Genomic DNA, 18,657 nt, shown 5'->3' with positions numbered 1-18,657 from the left:
AGTCTATGCTCATTTTTGCTTACGAACATCGCCATCGAACTCCTGAAGCGCGGCTCCCTCAGATGCAATGAAGCCGCGCCTCAGATCTCGCACTCGACGCGACCCGCAAGGAGATGAACATGGATTCACCGACACATGACTTGAAAGGCTTGTTCGACCAACTCGGTCTGGACTCCAGCGAGAAGGCCATCGACGATTTCATTGCCAGTCATTCACCCCTGGCCGACGACAAGAAACTCATTGATGCCGAGATCTGGACCCCGCAGCAAGCCGGCTTCCTGAAAGAACAATTGCGTGAAGACGCGGATTGGGCGCGGGTGGTCGACGACCTGAACCTGCGCATGCATCAGATCCACTAGCCTGCATCGCGACTAGTGCATGCATTCCCCTGTAGGAGCTGTCGAGTGCAACGAGGCTGCGATCTTTTGATGGTTTAAAAGCGAAGATCAAAAGATCGCAGCCTCGTTGCACTCGACAGCTCCTACAGGGAGGGGCCTCAACGAGGGCTTTCCGGCTTGTAACCCAATCGCAAACCACCCCAATGCCGGCCCTTGAGCATGATCGGCACCGAGAGGTCGTGCATCAGCTCACCGGTATCGCGGGTGTAGGTTTGCAGCAGTACAGCCTGCTGATGGCTACCGCAGCGAATCCCGGTGCGATCGGCGAATTTGCGTTTGGTGCGGTTTTGCAGGGTATCGACCTGCGCATCACCGGTCAGGGGTTGACTGAAGACCTTGTTGTGGGTCGGCACATAGCCCTGCTGCGTACAGGCGATGGCGAACACCAGGCCTTCATGGCGCGGCAACAAGGGTTCCTGGATCGTCGGCAAGACTTGATCGGCGTAACGATCGAAGCGGGTCTGGAATTTGGCCGGGCTGGTGTTGGGAATGGTTTGGTAATTGCGGTCAAACAGGTCATCGAGGCTGACCCGGCCCTCGTCGATATCCGTTTCAAAGCGCGCCGCAATCTGACTTGCGCCTTCGCGGGCCAGGTCATAAATCCGTTGGTGATAGTCATCCAGCCCGACTTCGGCGAGGCGTTCGCTGATGGTTTCGGCCTGACCTTCCATTTGCACCGCGGCCTGGGCCAGGCGCTGGGTCTGCTGGTCGCTGATCGCCAGGTCGCTGCGCATCTGTTCGATGGCGTGAAACAGGCTATCGAGTTGTTCGCGGTTGGTGTCGGCGCCCCTGGCGATTTCCCCGACCTGGCTTTCGACGCCGGCAGCCAGACGCGCAATGTTCTCCAGATGCTGACCGGTGTGTTCGACCTGCTCGACACCGGTGTCGAGGTCGCTGGACAGTTGACGGATCTGCTCCACCACTTGCGCGGTGCGTTGCTGAATATCAGCGACCATTTCCCCGACTTCGCCGGTGGCCGTCGCCGTGCGCGCGGCCAGACCGCGAACCTCATCGGCCACCACCGCAAATCCGCGACCATGCTCCCCGGCCCGCGCCGCCTCGATCGCCGCGTTCAATGCCAACAGATTGGTCTGGCTGGCGATGGACTGGATCACCAGGGTGACCCGCTGGATATCATCACTGCGCAGGCTCAGGGCTTCGATCAGTTCACGGCTGTTACTGGCGCGCTGACTGAGTTGATGCATACGGGCGATGGACTCGATCAGTTCCGTACGCCCTGCCGCGCTGCTGCGATGTGCCTCGCTGGCCGCACTGAGCGCTTCCCGGCTGAGTGTCGAGGTGGCTTGTTCGGTCGCGATCATCACTTCGGCGTTGCTGACAATCTGCGCCGCGGCACCGAGCTGCGATTGCAGTTTGTCGGCCAGTTGCTTGACCGAAAAGGCCACACCGGCGGCAGACAACGCGTTATGACTGGTGGTGTAGGAAAGATCGCGAGTCAACTCGGCAATCGCGCTGGCGCTGTCGACGGGGGTTGCCTCAGGGAGGGCGCGCGAGCGCAAGCGAGGTAGCCAGATCACCAGCACCGCCAATGGCAGGCCAAGGTAAAGCGACCAGCCGCCCAACGTCATGCCGCACAACAAGAGCATCAGGGCGATGCTTTGCAGGGTCGGCGTCAGCCAAAGGTTTTTCGGCAAAAACACGGGTGCAGATGCTGCTGCAACCAGAGATCCGTCACGCGTCATCTTCGTCACCCCACCCATAATTCTAATTGTTGTATCGGCATTAAACGCCACTACAAGGCCATTATCTATGGTCCATTAGTAGTGGGCATTGCAGCAGATCAATAGAAGTGCGCGGGTTTTTCGCAGACGAAAAAAAGCATCGCGGGCAAGGGCTAGGCGCCCCCCCACTCCTGACAGGAGTGAGGCTTGCCCGCGATGCGGGGCGTTACGAAATCAGGCCTGACGCTGGTGCTTGTCGATCTGTTCGTGACGCTCTTGAGCTTCGATGCAGTACTTGGTGGTCGGGCTGATCAGCAGGCGCTTCAGGCCAATGGCCTCGCCGCTGTCGTCGCACCAGCCAAAGCTGTCTTCCTTGATGCGTTCCAGAGCCTGTTCCAACTGAGGCAGCATGCGCTGGTCGCGATCGATCGCGTTCACCAGCCAGGTGCGCTCTTCTTCAACAGAAGCAGCGTCGGCCGGATCGGCCGGGGTGTCCAGGCTTTCGATGGCGATGCGGTTCTGTTCGATGCGCTCATGGGTTTCGACTTTCATGTTCTGCAACAGCTCAGAGAAAAAAGCATGTTGCTCGGCATTCATGTAGTCATCCGCCGGCATGGCCAGCAACTTGTCCTTTGTCATTGATATCTCTATAAAAAAACGTGCATTAAGGCGAATTAGGGAGCGTTCCGGCGGACCTGGGTTGGCCATCGGAACGGCGCCGTGTAATTCCAAGCGCCACCCGGCACTCAATTTACGAGGGGCGGCAGTCTAAGGCCGACTTGAGGCCTCAGCAACTGAAAAGACAGCGAATTTGTCCGACAAAGCCCTGAAAGTGCTCGATGGCAGTCTTTTCGGTGGTTATCGGAGTGCGTTTATAGCAAGAAATTCAATCGTGCGGCTGTATATAGAAGACAAATGGCTACGCCACGCGGGTCAGGCGTGGCGTATTGGCTGCTTTATCCGAGGCTCAGCGCTTGAGTTTGCGCTTGTTGCGGTACTGATCGATGACCACTGCGACCACGATGATCAGGCCTTTGATAATGTCCTGAATGTAGGCATCGACGCCGACAAAGGTGAAACCGCTGGCCATGACCCCGAGGATCAGTGCGCCGATGACCGTGCCGGTGATGCGCCCTACTCCGCCGGCCAGGCTGGTGCCGCCGATCACTGCTGCGGCAATCGCGTCCAGCTCGTAAGACATGCCCATCCCGGCCTGCCCGGTCGCGGCCCGTGCCGACGCCACCACACCCGCCAGGCCTGCCAGCAACCCGGCGATGCTGTAGACGATCACCAGATGCCGCTTGACGTTGATCCCCGAAGTACGCGCCGCCTGCATGTTGCCGCCGATGGCGTAGGTGTATTTGCCGTACTTGGTGTAACGCAGGGCGATGTGAAAGATCACCGCGACCACCAGGAAAATGATCACCGGCATCGCGCCGTGTCCGATCGCCGTGTAGGAATCCGAGAGCATGCTCACCGGTTGGCCTTCGGTGTAGTAACGCGCGAGGCCACGAGCCGAGACCATCATGCCGAGGGTGGCAATGAACGGCGGGATACCGGTGATGGCAATGATGCTGCCGTTGATCGCCCCCGCCAGCAGCCCCACCCCGAGCCCGGCAATCACCGGGATCCACACTGGCAAGTCAGTCAGCGACGGGAACACCGCCCGGGCGAAATCCGACGTCTGGGCCAGACTGGCAGCGATCATCGCCGACAGCGCCAGCACCGAGCCGGAGGACAGGTCAATGCCCGTGGTGATGATGACCTGGGTCACGCCGATCGCCAGCAGACCGATAATCGACACCTGCAGGATCATCAACACCAGACGCTGGGAGTTCATCAGGAAGCTCTGGTCGCGCACGATCCAGCCAAACACTTCAAAGACCAGGCCGATGCCAATCAGCACCAGGAAAATACTCAACTCGGTCGGAAAGCGCCGGCGACTCTTGACCGGTGCCGTTGCTGGCTTGTTTTCCAGTATCGCGTTCATAAACACTCACCCTTCTAAAAAATCCGGCATCGAATACATACCCTGTGGCGAGGGAGCTTGCTCCCGCTGGGCTGCGAAGCGGCCCCAAGTTCTCGGACTTACCGTAGATCTGGCGAGCGCTGCGCACTCGAGCGGGAGCAAGCTCCCTCGCCACAGAACTGCGTTCTCCCTTGTTTAGTGAACCGCGGACATGCCCGAGGCCAATTGCATCACTCGTTCCTGGGTCGCTTCGCTGCGGTCGAGGGTGCCCATCAGGTCGCCCTCGTGCATGACCATCACCCGGTCGCTCATGCCGAGCACTTCCGGCAGTTCCGAGGAAATCATGATCACCGCCATGCCTTCGCTGGCGAGGTAGGAGATGAGCCGGTAGATCTCGGCCTTGGCGCCGACGTCGATACCGCGGGTCGGCTCGTCGAGAATCAGGATCCGTGGATTGGTCATCAGCCAGCGAGCCAGCAAGGCTTTCTGCTGATTACCGCCGGACAAGGTGTCGATGCACTGCTCCAGCGACGGGGTTTTCACCCGCAGCTTCTTGCACATGTCTTCGCACAAGGCGCGCAGGGCTTTTTGCTGGATGAAACCGTGGCCGGCGTAATGCGGCAACACCGCCATTTCCATGTTCTCCAGCACCGACAGGCACGGGAACAGGCCGCTGAGCTTGCGATCTTCGGTCAGTAACGCGAAGCCCTTCTCGATCGCCATGTGCGGATCGCTGATGCGCACCACTTCGCCGTCGAGACGAATCTCGCCACCGTCGCTCGGGGTAATGCCGAAAATCGCCTCGGCGACGTTGGTCCGTCCCGAGCCCATCAACCCGGCGATGCCGAGGATCTCGCCGGCATGCAGATCGAAGGAAACATCCTTGAAAATGCCGTCCAGTTTTAGGTCGCGCACCGACAGCAGCAGATCGCCGATCGGCTGTTCGCGCACCGGGAACAACTGGCTCAGCTCGCGGCCGACCATCATCGAAATCAGGCTGTCGCCGTCCATGCTGTCGGCCCTCTGCAAGCCGATGTAAGCGCCGTCACGGAACACCGCCACTTCATCGGCGATGCTGAACACTTCGTTCATTTTGTGGGTGATGTAGATGATGCCTTTGCCCTGACTCTTGAGGTCGGCAATGATCGAGAACAGATGCGCAACTTCCTTGTCGGTGATGGCCGAGGTCGGTTCATCCATGATCAGAATGTCGGAATCGTAGGACACGGCTTTGGCGATCTCGACCATCTGCCGTTCGGCGATGCTCAGGTTGCCGACCTGTTCCTCCGGATCGAGATTGATCCGCAGGCGTTCCAGCAGTTTCGCCGTGCAGCGGTGCATTTCACGGTGGTCGATCATGTGGAAACCGTTGAGCTGCTCACGGCCGATCCAGATGTTCTCGGCGATGCTCATGTGCGGCATCAGGTTGAGTTCCTGGTGGATCATCGCGATCCCGGCCTGGAGCGCAGCCAATGGCGTTTCGAAAACCACCGGTTTGCCCCGCAGGCGCAGTTCGCCGGCGTCCGGCTGGTAGATGCCGGCGATGATTTTCATCAGGGTGGATTTGCCCGCGCCGTTCTCGCCCATCAAGGCCAGCACGGTACCGGGGCGTACCCGAAGCTGCACATCGGACAAGGCCACCACACCGGGAAATCCCTTGCTGACGTTGATGATCTCCAGCAGGTACGGCTCATCGACAGGTGTTGCAGCTGGCTGGATACCCACCAACGGGGTGCTCGAAGCAGTCGCTGAAGCGAACATGATCAGGTACTCCATCAGCAAGGTCGCGGTCGCAACCTTGCGTGTTTATTGTTTTTATTGAACGGACGGACTATTTGAACTGGTCAACGTTTTGCAGCGTAATCAAGCGATACGGCACCCACACGGCCGGCTCGACCGGCTCGTTTTTGGCCATTTTCACTGCCGTCTCGATCGAACCATCGGCCTGACCCTTGGCGTCCTGGAACACCGAGACGACCAGAGAGCCCTTCTTCACCGCGTTCAAACCGTCAGGCGTACCGTCGACACCGGCGATCAGGATACTGCCCTTTTCCACTCCGGCCTGTTGCAGGGCCATCGCGGCGCCAATCGCCATCTCGTCGTTGTTGGAGACGACCGCGTCGAACTTGCGGCCCTGGGTCAGCCAGTCGTTGACCAGGGTCATGCCCTTGTCCCGCGACCAGATGCCGGTCTGCTCTTGCTCGATCTTGATGTTCGGGTACTTGGCCAGCACCTCTTTCACGCCCTTGGTGCGGTTGGTGGTGGAGTTGTTCGCGAGGTCGCCCAGCAGAATCACGATGTCGCCCTTGCCGCCCATCTTGTCGGCCAGATATTGCATTTGCATTTGACCGGCCTCCAGGTCGTTGGAGGCGACAGTGACCACGCCTTTGGGCAGGTTCAGGTCATCGGGACGGCGATTGACGTACACCAGCGGAATGCCGGCCTTGACCGCCGATTCGGTGATTTTTTTGGTGGCCGCGGTATCCACCGGGTTGACCACGATGGCGTCGACCTTCTGGCTGATGAAGCTTTCTACCTGGCTCAACTGCCGGACCACGTCGCTGCGCGCGTCTTCGAACTGCAGCTTGACGCCATCGGGATAGGATTTGGCTTTTGTGTCCATGGATTCGCGCAGGTAGGTCAGCCAGGTGTCATCGAATTGGGACATGCTGACGCCGATCTTCATGTCAGCGAGTGCAGCGCCGCTGGCGAACATCAGGGACAAGGCGAGTGAGGCGAAACGGATCTTGGTCTTCATGAAAAGTCTTTCTCCACATTCTTGTTGGTTTTATGGATAAGGCGTGACGATTTCAGTAAGCAGGCAAGCGGGAAAAGGGTTGAAACAGGTTGCGAGGCAGGTCGCTGAAAATGACTTTATTAGAAAATAATTTCTATATCAACTCATTTTAGAATTTTATTCTGATTTTATTCCATGGCTCCCAAACGGGCTCAATGCCACCACTTGATGCCGCTCGGCGCTCAGTCGCGCAGCGTCTAGCACGCGGGTGGTCGCCAGTGCATCACGGGCATCCACAGGCAGTGGGCCACCGCTCTGCAACGCGGTTTGTAGCTGTAAATAGAACTGATTCCAGCAACCGCGCTCGGAGGGAACCCGCTCGCGCACTTCGCCCTGTTCGAACCAGCCCCAGCGGCGATGTTCTTCAACGCCCCAGCGTTCTCCTTCGGATTTCGGCGAGAACCCGGCGAGTGCCGATGCTTCTTGCCCGTCCAGACCATCAACGCTGTAGCAACCTTGGCTGCCGGTTACCCGAAAGCGCGGGCCGGGGGTGTTTTGCAGGCAACTGCCGCCCAAGTGGGAGGTGACGCCACTGGCATGGGTCAGGGCCATAAAGAAGCCGTTATCGAAGGCCTGGCCTTTTTCCAGGTAATCCAGCTCGGCGTAGACCCGTGTCACTGGGCCGAACAACAGCAACGCCTGATCCACCAGATGGCTACCGAGATCGCGCAGGAAGCCACCGCCACTGCCGTTGTTCACCGCCTGCGGCGAGTAACGCTCGATCCGCGATTCGAAACGGGTGACCTGGCCCAGCGCACCGGATTCGATGAGTTTGCGCACGGTCAGGAAGTCCGAATCCCAACGCCGGTTCTGATAGACGCTGAGCTGCACACCCTGGCGCTCGGCCATGGTGATCAGGGTTTGGGCTTGCTGCGCGTCAGCGGCGAACGGTTTGTCGCTGACCACCGCCACACCGTGTTCGATGCCATCGAGCACCAGCGCCGGACGGCCCTTGAGCGGTGTGGACACCACCAGCACATCGATCCCGGCCTCCACCAGTTGGCCGATGCTGTTGAACGCTGGCACCCCTGGGTGCTCGGCCGCCAGCAACTGTCGGCGTTCCGGTGAACGGGTGACCACACCGACGAACGTCGCCGCCGGCAAACTGCTGATCAGCGGAGCATGGAAAAACCGGCCACCATGGCCATAACCGACAAGTCCGATACGCATGAAAACATTCTCCTTATAGAACGCGGACCCTGTGGGAGCGGGCTTGCTCGCGAAGGCAATATGTCAGGCGACATCAATGTTGAATGTGCCGCCGTCTTCGCGAGCAAGCCCGCTCCCACAGGTTTTGTGTAAGGTCGGTTATTGGCAGAGTTCGCTTTTGACGCGTTCGAGCATCATCCGGTTGGACTCATCCGGCCGGTCTTCCCAGGCAAACACCGAGACGGTTGCAATGCCATCGAACTTGATCTCGCGCAGGGTACCGAAAAACGCGTCCCAATCGACTTCGCCCTGACCGATGTCCAGATGCTGGTGCACGGTGGCGGTGACACCCGGCGGGTTGACGATGTAGCGCAAGCCCGAAGATGCCTTGTGGTTGTAGGTGTCGGCGATAATCAGGTGGCTCAGCTTCGACCCGGCATACTTGAGCATCGAAGTAATATCGCCTTTGCCGTCGTCATAGAAGAAGGTGTGCGGCGCCGCGTAAAGGTAGTTGATCCAGTCACGGTCCAGACCGCGAATGATGTCCACCGACTCGTTGTTGCGCTCGCAGAAATCATATGGGTGCGCCTGAATATCGAGCTTGATACCTTCGCGCTCGAACTCCGGGATCAGCTCATCCATGGAGCGCATGAACTGGTTCTCGCACACCAGCGGATTGTCCGACTGGCCGGTGAACTCGGTGTTGACCAGTTCGCAGTCCATCTCCACGGCAATCTGGATCGCCCGCCTCCAGTTGCGCACTGCGGCCACGCGCAAACCTTCGTCGGCGGCGGCCCAGTGGTACATCGGTAACAAGGAAGAGAGTTTGACCCCGGTATCACTCAGGGCTTTGCGAAATTCCTTGATCCGCGCCTTGTCGACCCGCGGTGCTTTGTAGAACGGCAGGAAATCTTCCCGGGGCGAGAGTTCGATGTGTTCATAACCGAGTTCAGCGACCTTATCGACCATCTTGCCCAGGGACAGGGTGCGGTACATGTAGGGGTCTAGTGCGATGCGCATGTTTTTGTTCTCCTTCACAAGGCCTCAGCCTTGACACAACCCCCTGTGGGAGCGGGCTTGCTCGCGAAAGCGGTGTGTCAGACGACATCAATGTTGACTGTTCTGACGCCTTCGCGAGCAAGTCGAATCGTCGCACCGCCGCTCCCACATTGGATCGGGGTTTAGCCGTAGAAATGTGGGCGGTCAGGGAGAGCAACTTTGACGATCTGGCCGCTGTTCTGTGCTTCGATGCACGCGTCTGCTGCGACGGCAGCGGCGAAGCCATCCCACGCCGAAGGACCGCCAACCTGCCCGGCCCGCACGCCATCGATGAACGCCTGCAACTCAACGTCATACGCGGCGATGAACCGGTCCTTCCAGTCCATCAGAATCGCGTTGGACAACTTCGCCCCGCTGCGCAACTGAACCTGCGACGGCTCTGGCAGTTTGGCGATGCCGGTCTCCCCCACCACTTCGCACTGGATGTCGTAGCCGTATTGGCAATTAACGAACACTTCCACGTCGATGCGCGTGCCCTTGGCGGTTTCCAGCAGGACGATCTGCGGGTCTTTCAAATGGGCGTGGGCCTTGCTGGTCTTGCGCGGGAACACCACCTGTACCGACACGTAGTCGTCATCGAGCAACCAGCGCAACACGTCCAGTTCATGGATCAGCGTGTCGGTGATCGCCATGTCGGTCTTGTAGTTTTCACCCACGGTCGGGTTGCGGTGCGCGCAGTGCAACATCAATGGCTCACCAATCTGACCACTGTCGATCACGGCTTTCAGTGCCCGATAGCCTTCGTCATACGGGCGCATAAAACCGACCTGCACCAGGCGTTTGCCGTGGGCCACTTCGGCCTCGACGATTTTGCGGCAGCCTTCAGCGGTGACCGCCAGCGGCTTCTCGCAGAACACCGGCTTACCCGCTGCAATCGCCGCCAGCACGAACTCTTCGTGGCTCGGGCCCCAGGAGGTGACGAGGATCGCTTCGACCTCCGGCGCCTTGATCAGCGCGTGGCCGTCGGGATAGACCTCGGCGGTCAGCTTCAGGTCGGAAACGACCTTCGCGGCTTGCTGCAAGTTGATGTCGGTTACAGCTACTACCTGGCTATTGAGCAATGTCTGGCTGCAACGACGAATGTGATCCTGGCCGATGGCCCCGGTGCCGATGACGCCGATCCGCAGTGAATTAGAGAGCAAGGACATGAAGATTCTCCTGTGAAAATTTGTTGTTGGTATCAGGGGCAATCAGTACTGACGGGCCTTGGCCAGTCGTTCATTCAGGGTCTTGGCCACCGCATCGGTGCGGGCGCTGGTGGAGACTTGCGCCACGCCGACCCGCCACCACGACAGGTATTTGTGAATCATGGTTTTGGGCAAGACCTTGATGTCGATCAGCGTCGACACCGTCTGCAGGCGCGCATCGGCCAATGCCGCGTTCAGTTCTTCGACCGTGTTCACCTTGTAAGTTTTGCAGCCATAGGCCGCCGCGCTCATGGCGAAATCCACCGGCACGAAACCGCCGTCGAGCTTGCCGGTTTCCGGGTTGCGGAACCGGAACTCGGTGCCGAAGCTGTCCATGCCGTGTTCCATCTGCAGGTTGTTGATGCAACCGAAAGTCATGTTGTCGAGCAACACCACGTTGATCTTGCGGCGCTCCTGAATCGAGGTCGCCAGTTCGGAATGCAGCATCATGTAAGAGCCGTCGCCAACCAGCGCGTAGACCTCTCGATCCGGCTCGGCGAGTTTCACGCCCAGTGCGGCGTTGACCTCGTAACCCATGCAGGAATAGCCGTACTCGACGTGATAGGTGTTCACGCCCTTGCTGCGCCAGCTGCGCTGCAAGTCGCCGGGCAGGCTGCCGGCGGCGGCGACAATCACCGCGTCATCGGCGAGGGTTTCATTGAGCACGCCGAGCACGCGGCTCTGGGTCAGGCAGGAACCGGTCAGCTCGATGAATTCGCGCAGCACCGCCGGGTCCATGTGGTCGTTGATTTCCGGGATGAAGTCTTTGTCCTGGTATTCGACCTGATAGATACGGTCGACTTCCTCGTCCAGTTGCGCCTTGGCCTGTCGCGGTTGATCGCCCCACGCAGAACGGTAATCGCCCAAGGCTTCAGCCAAGGCTTGCAAGCCGACTTTGGCGTCCGCCAACAGTTGCACGCCGTCGAGCTTCAAGGCATCGCAGGGGCTGATGTTGAGGTTGAGAAATTGCACGCCCGGATGCTGGAACAGGGATTTCGACGCGGTGGTGAAATCGCTGTAGCGGGTGCCGACACCGATGATCAGATCCGCATCCTTGGCCAACAGATTCGCCGCCAGGCAGCCGGTTTCACCGATCCCGCCAACGTTCAGCGGATGACTGGACACCACCGCACTCTTGCCAGCCTGGGTTTCGGCGAAAGGAATATCGAAGCGTTCGGCAAACGCTTGCAACGCGGAATTGGCGCCGGAGTATCTGACCCCGCCACCGCAAATGATCAGCGGCTTGCGCTTGCCTTTGAACAGCGCCAGCGCATCACCCAGCATCGCTTCAGTCGCCGGACGACGCTCGATGCGGTGCACGCGTTTTTGCAGGAAGTAATCGGGGTAGTCGTAGGCCTCGGCCTGCACGTCTTGCGGCAAGGCCAGGGTCACCGCGCCGGTTTCGGCAGGATCGGTGAGCACGCGCATGGCGTGGATCGCCGCCGTCATGAGTTGCTCGGGACGGTTGATGCGGTCCCAGTATTTGCTGACAGCCTTGAACGCATCGTTGGTGCTGATGCTCAGGTCGTGGAACTGCTCGATCTGTTGCAGCACCGGGTCGGGTTGACGACAGGCATAGACATCACCGGGCAACAACAGCAAGGGAATGCGGTTGGCAGTGGCCGTCGCGGCGGCGGTCAGCATGTTCGCCGCGCCCGGCCCTACCGATGAGGAGCAGGCGTAGATCTTGCGCCGCAGGTGTTGCTTGGCGAAACCGATGGCCGCGTGGGCCATGCCTTGCTCGTTGCGACCCTGATGGACGATCAGGTCGCCGCTGTCCTGCTCCAGGGCCTGGCCCAGGCCCAGCACGTTGCCGTGGCCGAAAATGGTAAAGATCCCGGCGACGAATTTGCTTTGAACCCCATCGACCTCGATGTACTGGTTATCGAGGAATTTCACCAGGGCCTGGGCCATGGTCAGTCGTGTCGTAGTCATGCTTGCACCTTCCTTTGAAGCTAAATCCGGTGTGTGCTGTGAAATGCGATCAACTGTGGGAGCGGGCTTGCTCGCGAAGGCTGTGTGTCAGGCGACATCAATATTGGATGTGCCGCCGTCTTCGCGAGCAAGCCCGCTCCCACATTGGATCTCCTTCAACCTGATAACAGTGTCAGGCCAGGGATTTTTGCAGGTGATCCATGCTCGCGCCGATCGCCTGCTGGATATCCGCCAGGCCATGGACGCTGTCGGCAAACGGCTCGAACGACAGGTAGCCGCTGTAACCGCTGCTTAGCAAGGTGTCGATTTGCGCCGCGTTGCCAAGGATGTCGCCCTCGCCCACCAGCACCCGGTGCCCGTCGCGAATGGTCGCCAACGGTGCCTCGGCATCCTCGACACCGGAGATGTGCACCAACCCGGTCAGCTCGGGGAAGAACTCATGCTCGCTGGCCAGGTGATGGTGAAAGGTGTCGTGAACCAGACGGAACACATCCAGCCCGCCGATGGCCTTGATCGCGTCCACTGCCGTGCGTTTACGGCGCAGCGAGCATTCCTCGAAACCCAGCGGCTCGATGAAACCGAGAATGCCGTGTTCGCGCAGAATCGGCGCCAGTTCAGTCAACGCCGTGCGCAGACCCGAAGCACGTGCGGCCTCATTACGCGGGTCCTCACGGTCATTGAGCGGACACATTACCAACCCTTGAGCGCCGCAATCACGTGCATAAGTGGCCAGCTTCAAGGCCTGTGCACGGCGCTCGTCATTCCACACATCAAACGGATACAGCGCGTTGATCGACAGCACCGTAATGCCTTTGGCGGCACACAACTCACGGACGCGCTCGGGTGCGGTGCCGTCTTCGATCTCGACACCTTTAAGGTCGTTGCGAATTTCGATGGCGTCGGCCTTGAGGGTCACCGCCAACTCGATGAACGCCGGCAGGGACAAACGTGGGGCGACCATACGGTTCAGGGCGAAACGCAGGGGTTTGCTCATTATTGTTGTTCTCCGCACAGGTGAATTAGTTGGCCGTCGGCATGCTGAACTCAGGGCCCTTGGCGATGCTGTCGGGCCAGCGCTGCATCACGCTTTTGTAGCGGCTATAGAAGCGGATACCTTCTTCGCCGTAAGCGTGGTGATCGCCGAACAGCGAACGTTTCCAGCCACCGAAGGAATGCCAGGCCATCGGCACCGGAATCGGCACGTTGATGCCGACCATGCCGACCTTGATCGTGCGGGCGAAGGCTCGGGCGATGCCGCCGTCGCGGGTGAAACAGGACACGCCGTTACCGAACTCGTGGGCGTTGATCAACGCGACGGCGCTGGCGAAGTCCGGCACCCGCACGATGCCCAGCACCGGGCCGAAAATTTCCTGTTGGTAGATGCTCATCTCGGTCGTGACGTTGTCGAACAGCGTCGCGCCGACGAAGAAGCCGTTCTCGGCGCCCGGCACCTTGAAGTTGCGGCCATCGACAATCAGCTGCGCGCCCTGGGCCACGCCTTCATCGATGAAACCTTCGACTTTGGCCTTGTGCTCGGCGGTCACCAGCGGCCCCATGTCGCTGTCGCCTTTCAGGCCGTTGCCGACTTTCAGTTGATCGATACGCGGCAGCAGTTTGGCAATCAACTGGTCGCCGACATCGCCCACCGCCACGGCAATCGAAATCGCCATGCAGCGCTCGCCGGCCGAGCCGTAAGCGGCACCGATCAAGGCATCCGCAGCTTGATCCAGATCTGCGTCAGGCATGATGATCATGTGATTTTTCGCCCCGCCCAGGGCCTGCACGCGCTTGCCGCGCGAGGTGGCTTGCTGGTGGATGTACTCGGCAATCGGCGTCGAGCCGACAAAGGAAATCGCCTCGATGTCCGGGTGTTGCAGCAACGCGTCGACGGCGGTCTTGTCACCCTGAACCACGTTGAACACACCGTCCGGCAAACCGGCTTCGCTCAACAGACGGGCCATCAGCACACTGGCGGACGGATCGCGCTCGGACGGCTTGAGGATGAAGCAGTTACCGGTGACGAGCGCCAGCGGGATCATCCACAGCGGCACCATCACCGGGAAGTTGAACGGCGTCACGCCGGCACACACGCCCAGCGGTTGACGCAGGTTCCAGTTATCGATGCCGCCACCGATGTTGTCGCTGAACTCGGTTTTCAGCAGGTTCGGCGCACCGCAGGCGTACTCGACGATTTCGATGCCCCGGGTGACTTCGCCCTTGGCGTCCGAAAACACTTTGCCGTGTTCGCGGCTGATGATTTCTGCCAGCTCATCGTGATGTTGGTCGAGCAATTCCTTGAACTTGAACATCACCCGCGAACGGCGCAGGGACGATTGTTCGGACCAGGCCGGAAAGGCTTTCAGGGCCGAGGCGACGGCTTCGTCTACGGTCTTCTGGCTGGCCAGCCCGACGCGCGCCTGGACGCTGCCGGTGGCCGGGTTGAAGACGTTACTGAACCGTTCGCTGCTGCTGTCTTGCACTTGACCGTGGATGTAATGGCCGATGACCGGGGCGTTGCTCATTGATCGTGTTCTCCGTGCAGAGGTTGGAATTCAGGCTTTTTAGTTCAGAGATCCAGCAGCCAGCTGTGCTGCGGATCGTTATGGAACTGCCAGACACGTTTCGGGCCGGCCATCACGTTCAGGTAATACGACTCGTAGCCGTACGGCACGCTGACCGGGTGGTAACCCTTGGGCACGACCACGAGGTCGCTGTTTTCCACGGCCATGGCCTGATCGATGCTGCGATCGTCGGTGTAGACCCGCTGAAACACGAAGCCCTGGGGCGGATTAATCTGGTGGTAATAGGTTTCTTCGAGAAAACTCTGGTGCGGCAAATCGTCGGTGTCGTGCTTGTGCGGCGGGTAGCTCGACGAGTGACCCGACGGCGTGCGCACTTCCACCACCAGCAGCGAATGGGCCGGTTCGGTGTCCGGCAGAATGTCGCAGACGTAACGGGTGTTGGCGCCTTTGCCGCGCACGCTGCGCTTCATGCTGTCGGGTTTGATCAGCCGTGGACCGAGGCCGTTGCTCGTTGAACCGGGCGCGGCACACACGGCAATTTGCACATCGCTCAGGGCGACGACTTGCGCCTGACTGCCGGGTGGCAAGTACGCGGCGAAGGGGGATTTGTCTTCGAACACCGACTGACGATCACCGATGTTGTCCCAGTCGAACGCACCCTGCCCTGGCGCTTCATCTTTGATGCTGACCCGGCCGCTGAGCAGCACCAGGCACAGTTCTTTATCACCGGCCGAGACCGGCAGGGTTTCGCCCAGGCTCAAGCGGTAAGCGGCGAAGCCGACGTATTCCAGCTCACCTTTGCCCAGCTCGACCATGGTCCGGCCACGGGCGTTGCTTTTGACCAGCAGGCTCATCATGCAATCCTCTCGTCGAGCAGCGCACGCAGGGTGTCGTAGCCTTTTTTGGCGTAGACATAACTCGGCGCCACCGCTGGGTCCTGTTCGGCTTCGACCACCAGCCAGCCGTGGTAATCGGCCGCCAGCAGCACGTCGAGCAAGGCGCCGAAGTCGATGTCACCGTCGCCGGGCACGGTGAACGTGCCGTTGATAATGCAGTCAGGGAAGCTCCACAGGTTGTTGCGGGCCAGTTGCACCACCGGTTTGCGCACGTCCTTGAAATGCACGTGGCAGATGCGTTCGATGTGTTTGCGCAGCACCTGCAACGGTTCGCCACCGCCCATGTAGCAATGGCCCGAATCGAACAGCAGACCGACTTCGCTGCCGGTCAGCGCCATCAGTTTGTCGATGTCTGCCGGGGATTCAACGTAGGCGCCCATGTGGTGGTGATACGCCAGGCGCACGCCTTGGGACAGGGTGAAGCGCGCCAGTTCAGTGAGCTTGTCGGCGTATTCCTGCCAAGCGTGTTCGGTGTGGAAACGCGGGCGTTCAACCAGCGGAATGCGCTGGCCTTGAATGGAGTCGGCGACTTCACCGTACACCAGCACCTTGGCGCCGTTCTTCGCCAACAGCTCGACATGACTGCCGATGGCGTCGATTTCTTCGGCCACCGAGCGACGGGCCAGACGGCTGGAATACCAGCCGGACACCAGTGCCAGGTCGTAAGGGCGCAGTACATCGCCGACACCCTTGGCGTCCTTGGGGAATTTGCCGTTGAGTTCGAAACCTTCGTAGCCGATTTCCTTGCCTTCGCTCAGGGCGGTGCTCAGCGGCGTCTCGCCACCGAGGGACGGCAGGTCGTCGTTGCTCCAGGAGATCGGGTTGATGCCAATTCGAATAGCGGGCATGGCTGCACCTTTTATTGTTTTTACATAAATCAGTAAGAACGACGCTGATCCCCTGTGGGAGCGGGCTTGCTCGCGAAGGCGGTGTATCAGGTGACATCAATGTTGAATGTGCCGCCGTCTTCGCGAGCAAGCCCGCTCCCACATTGGGTTTGCATCAACCCATCACGCACGGGCTGTGCGCCAGGCATCGATCAGTTCGACGAACGTGCCCTGCACCTGACGGATCAGCGCTTCATCGTCGATTTCACCGGCCATCCACGCGCGGCTCGGCTCCTGGAAAATCGTCCGACCGACTGCAAACCCACGGCAAGTCTGGCTCTGGCTGGCTTGTTGAAACCCTTCAGCCAGTGCCGCTGCCGGTGCATTCAGCCCCAGCAACACCACGCCTCGGCAGTACGGATCACGTTCCTGAATCAGCTCGTCGAGTTGCTTCCACTCCTCGGCACTCTGCGCTTCGATCTTCCACCACGCCGGGTAAATGCCCAGGTTGTAGAGGCGTTTCAGCGCGCGATACAGCACGTCCGGATGGGTCGACGGGTGATCCTTGGGCGGGATGATTTCCAGCAGCAGCTCATGACCGCTGACCTGGGACGCCTGGTACAAACCCTTGATCTGAGCTTCCTGTTCCAGACGCAGCAGCGGCTCGTCGTCGGGGTGGAATTGCACCAGGCACTTGATGATTTGTTCCTGTGGCCAGGCGATCAGGTTGCTGCCGATGGAACGCCCATGTTCGAAGGCCAGTGGCCGCGAACCCTGTACTTCCACCGGACGCGCCACCCACCAGCCGCGACCGGTGGCGGCGTTCAGCGAGTCCTGGCCGAAGCGTTGATCGGCCAGCAGCCCGACATCGGCCTCGATGCCCTGCTCGCGCAAATCGGCTTCGACCCGCTCCACAGCCTTGATAAACAGTTGCTTGAGTTCGCCGATGGCGTTCAGGTCGCGACCGCCCTTGTGGGCCAGTTCCACCAGTTGCCCGCGATGGTCGAAAGCAAAAATGAACAGCTGCTTCCACTGTTTGCGCGGCACGCTGACCTGATGCAGACGCTGCAACACCGCGTCCTGATCCGGCCGGGTAATCGGCACCGGGCTGTTAAATAGATAGTCGAGTTCAGCGCGGGTCGGCATGGCCGGGGCGCAGGCATGGCGCGATACCACCAGACCGCCGCAGGCATTGGCCAACTGGCAGCAGCGCTCGTCGCTCGCATCCTCCAGCCAGCCGCTCAAGAAACCGGACATGAACGCATCGCCGGCCCCCAGCACATTCAACACTTCCACCCGAACGCCGGGATAAATGGCGCCGTCTTCAAGACGTGCCGGGATCACCCCGTGAATCACCGTGCAGCCCTGCGGGCCGAGCTTGACCACCAGGGTCGCCGCGCTCAGGCGCCGCACATTGCGCAGCGCGGTGAGCAAATCCTCGGAGCCACCGGCAATCAGGAATTCTTCTTCCGTGCCGACGATCAGGTCGAAACGCGGGAGGATTTTCTGCACATGCTGGCTGACGTTCTGATCGGCGACGAAACGGGTTTCGCCGTCGGCCTTGCCGGCCAGGCCCCAGAGTACCGGGCGATAGTCGATATCCAGCACCCGTTTGACGTTGTGCTTCTCGGCGTAATCCAGCGCCTGGATGCTCGCCTTGTAGACGCCGTCGGTGGAGAAATGGGTGCCGGTGATCAGCAAGGCTTTACTGGAAGCGATGAAGGCTTCACTGATGTCTTCGGCCCGCAGCGCCATGTCGGCGCAGTTTTCGCGGTAGAAGACCAAAGGAAAGGTTTCGCGATCCTTGAGGCCCAGCAGGACCATGGCGGTCAGGCGCTCCGGATCGACCCTGATGCCGCTGACATCGCAACCTTCGCGGGCCAGGGATTCCACCAGGAAACGGCCCATGTGGTCGTCCCCTACCCGGCTCAGCATCGCCGATTTCAGGCCCAGCCGAGCCGTGCCGAAAGCGATATTGGCGGACGATCCGCCGAGGTATTTGGCGAAGCTTGAAACATCTTCCAACCGCGCCCCGACTTGCTGCGCATAAAGGTCGACGCCCAGGCGCCCCAGGCAAATCAGATCCAATTGACGCCCACTGGCAAAACGAGTCTGGCCCATGCTGGCTCCTGTTATTTTTATCAGCCTGCGTTCGGGGCGATGGCCGCGCCGAACACTCTTGGTGGATGCAGACTAAAACGTCCGGGACCGAATAATCAATAATTATTCTAAATAT

At 60.0% G+C, this 18,657-nt stretch carries 15 protein-coding genes; 1 reads left to right on the top strand and 14 read right to left on the bottom strand.

Annotation, left to right across the window (positions count from 1 at the left end; genetic code table 11):
* Window positions 1–119 precede the first annotated feature (119 nt).
* Window positions 120–359, top strand: coding sequence for a DUF2789 domain-containing protein (locus ACSQ87_RS11730; protein WP_150655494.1), 240 nt, complete (start codon window positions 120–122; stop codon window positions 357–359).
* Between the two features lie 137 nt (window positions 360–496).
* On the opposite strand, the gene ACSQ87_RS11725 is transcribed toward ACSQ87_RS11730, so the two are convergent.
* The 14 genes from ACSQ87_RS11725 to ACSQ87_RS11660 all read right to left on the bottom strand — a co-directional run bounded on the left by ACSQ87_RS11725 (window position 497) and on the right by ACSQ87_RS11660 (window position 18,542).
* Window positions 497–1,720, bottom strand: coding sequence for a methyl-accepting chemotaxis protein (locus tag ACSQ87_RS11725; RefSeq protein WP_411741505.1), 1,224 nt, complete (start codon window positions 1,718–1,720; stop codon window positions 497–499).
* A gap of 594 nt (window positions 1,721–2,314) precedes the next feature.
* On the bottom strand, window positions 2,315–2,719 hold the full coding sequence (locus tag ACSQ87_RS11720) for a TraR/DksA family transcriptional regulator (protein ID WP_007907888.1): 405 nt from the start codon (window positions 2,717–2,719) through the stop codon (window positions 2,315–2,317).
* A 328-nt stretch (window positions 2,720–3,047) separates the two neighbouring features.
* A complete protein-coding gene (locus ACSQ87_RS11715; protein ID WP_008153855.1) occupies window positions 3,048–4,070 on the bottom strand; it encodes an ABC transporter permease in 1,023 nt (340 codons plus the stop codon).
* A gap of 174 nt (window positions 4,071–4,244) precedes the next feature.
* Window positions 4,245–5,810 (bottom strand): sugar ABC transporter ATP-binding protein, encoded by a 1,566-nt coding sequence (locus ACSQ87_RS11710; protein ID WP_223432164.1) that lies wholly within the window; start codon window positions 5,808–5,810, stop codon window positions 4,245–4,247.
* A gap of 70 nt (window positions 5,811–5,880) precedes the next feature.
* Entirely contained in the window at window positions 5,881–6,807 is a 927-nt protein-coding gene (locus tag ACSQ87_RS11705; RefSeq protein WP_223432163.1) for a sugar ABC transporter substrate-binding protein, read from the bottom strand.
* A gap of 156 nt (window positions 6,808–6,963) precedes the next feature.
* Window positions 6,964–8,016: a Gfo/Idh/MocA family protein gene (locus tag ACSQ87_RS11700; protein WP_223432162.1), complete on the bottom strand. Its 1,053-nt coding sequence runs from the start codon at window positions 8,014–8,016 to the stop codon at window positions 6,964–6,966.
* A gap of 138 nt (window positions 8,017–8,154) precedes the next feature.
* Window positions 8,155–9,015 carry a sugar phosphate isomerase/epimerase family protein gene (locus ACSQ87_RS11695; protein ID WP_223432161.1) on the bottom strand — a complete coding sequence of 287 codons (861 nt, stop codon included), beginning with the start codon at window positions 9,013–9,015 and terminating at the stop codon, window positions 8,155–8,157.
* 161 nt (window positions 9,016–9,176) lie between these two features.
* Window positions 9,177–10,202, bottom strand: coding sequence for a Gfo/Idh/MocA family protein (locus ACSQ87_RS11690; protein ID WP_223432160.1), 1,026 nt, complete (start codon window positions 10,200–10,202; stop codon window positions 9,177–9,179).
* A 42-nt stretch (window positions 10,203–10,244) separates the two neighbouring features.
* Window positions 10,245–12,176 (bottom strand): 3D-(3,5/4)-trihydroxycyclohexane-1,2-dione acylhydrolase (decyclizing), encoded by a 1,932-nt coding sequence (gene iolD / locus ACSQ87_RS11685; protein WP_223432159.1) that lies wholly within the window; start codon window positions 12,174–12,176, stop codon window positions 10,245–10,247.
* A gap of 172 nt (window positions 12,177–12,348) precedes the next feature.
* A complete protein-coding gene (locus tag ACSQ87_RS11680; RefSeq protein ID WP_223432158.1) occupies window positions 12,349–13,170 on the bottom strand; it encodes a TIM barrel protein in 822 nt (273 codons plus the stop codon).
* A 25-nt stretch (window positions 13,171–13,195) separates the two neighbouring features.
* Window positions 13,196–14,698, bottom strand: coding sequence for a CoA-acylating methylmalonate-semialdehyde dehydrogenase (locus ACSQ87_RS11675; RefSeq protein WP_223432157.1), 1,503 nt, complete (start codon window positions 14,696–14,698; stop codon window positions 13,196–13,198).
* A 44-nt stretch (window positions 14,699–14,742) separates the two neighbouring features.
* Window positions 14,743–15,552 (bottom strand): 5-deoxy-glucuronate isomerase, encoded by an 810-nt coding sequence (iolB, locus tag ACSQ87_RS11670; protein ID WP_223432156.1) that lies wholly within the window; start codon window positions 15,550–15,552, stop codon window positions 14,743–14,745.
* The gene (iolE, locus tag ACSQ87_RS11665) at window positions 15,552–16,442 is read right to left on the bottom strand and encodes a myo-inosose-2 dehydratase (RefSeq protein WP_223432155.1); all 891 of its coding nucleotides are present in this window, start codon (window positions 16,440–16,442) and stop codon (window positions 15,552–15,554) included. The genes iolB and iolE overlap by 1 nt, the downstream gene beginning before the upstream one ends.
* A 162-nt stretch (window positions 16,443–16,604) precedes the next feature.
* Window positions 16,605–18,542, bottom strand: a complete 1,938-nt coding sequence (locus ACSQ87_RS11660; protein WP_223433653.1) for a bifunctional 5-dehydro-2-deoxygluconokinase/5-dehydro-2-deoxyphosphogluconate aldolase — start codon at window positions 18,540–18,542, stop codon at window positions 16,605–16,607.
* Between the last annotated feature and the right edge of the window lie 115 nt (window positions 18,543–18,657).

Source organism: Pseudomonas sp. LjRoot277, assembly GCF_964253845.1.
Taxonomy (GTDB): domain Bacteria; phylum Pseudomonadota; class Gammaproteobacteria; order Pseudomonadales; family Pseudomonadaceae; genus Aquipseudomonas.
Note: the sequence above shows the minus strand (reverse complement) of the source record. Positions and strands in the feature narration are given on the sequence as shown.

Coding starts and splice junctions, on each gene's coding strand:
- ACSQ87_RS11730 (WP_150655494.1), top strand. CDS start 120: ATGGATTCACCGACACATGACTTGAAAGGCTTGTTCGACCAACTCGGT.
- ACSQ87_RS11725 (WP_411741505.1), bottom strand. CDS start 1,720: ATGATCGCGACCGAACAAGCCACCTCGACACTCAGCCGGGAAGCGCTC.
- ACSQ87_RS11720 (WP_007907888.1), bottom strand. CDS start 2,719: ATGACAAAGGACAAGTTGCTGGCCATGCCGGCGGATGACTACATGAAT.
- ACSQ87_RS11715 (WP_008153855.1), bottom strand. CDS start 4,070: ATGAACGCGATACTGGAAAACAAGCCAGCAACGGCACCGGTCAAGAGT.
- ACSQ87_RS11710 (WP_223432164.1), bottom strand. CDS start 5,810: ATGTTCGCTTCAGCGACTGCTTCGAGCACCCCGTTGGTGGGTATCCAG.
- ACSQ87_RS11705 (WP_223432163.1), bottom strand. CDS start 6,807: ATGAAGACCAAGATCCGTTTCGCCTCACTCGCCTTGTCCCTGATGTTC.
- ACSQ87_RS11700 (WP_223432162.1), bottom strand. CDS start 8,016: ATGCGTATCGGACTTGTCGGTTATGGCCATGGTGGCCGGTTTTTCCAT.
- ACSQ87_RS11695 (WP_223432161.1), bottom strand. CDS start 9,015: ATGCGCATCGCACTAGACCCCTACATGTACCGCACCCTGTCCCTGGGC.
- ACSQ87_RS11690 (WP_223432160.1), bottom strand. CDS start 10,202: ATGTCCTTGCTCTCTAATTCACTGCGGATCGGCGTCATCGGCACCGGG.
- iolD (WP_223432159.1), bottom strand. CDS start 12,176: ATGACTACGACACGACTGACCATGGCCCAGGCCCTGGTGAAATTCCTC.
- ACSQ87_RS11680 (WP_223432158.1), bottom strand. CDS start 13,170: ATGAGCAAACCCCTGCGTTTCGCCCTGAACCGTATGGTCGCCCCACGT.
- ACSQ87_RS11675 (WP_223432157.1), bottom strand. CDS start 14,698: ATGAGCAACGCCCCGGTCATCGGCCATTACATCCACGGTCAAGTGCAA.
- iolB (WP_223432156.1), bottom strand. CDS start 15,552: ATGAGCCTGCTGGTCAAAAGCAACGCCCGTGGCCGGACCATGGTCGAG.
- iolE (WP_223432155.1), bottom strand. CDS start 16,442: ATGCCCGCTATTCGAATTGGCATCAACCCGATCTCCTGGAGCAACGAC.
- ACSQ87_RS11660 (WP_223433653.1), bottom strand. CDS start 18,542: ATGGGCCAGACTCGTTTTGCCAGTGGGCGTCAATTGGATCTGATTTGC.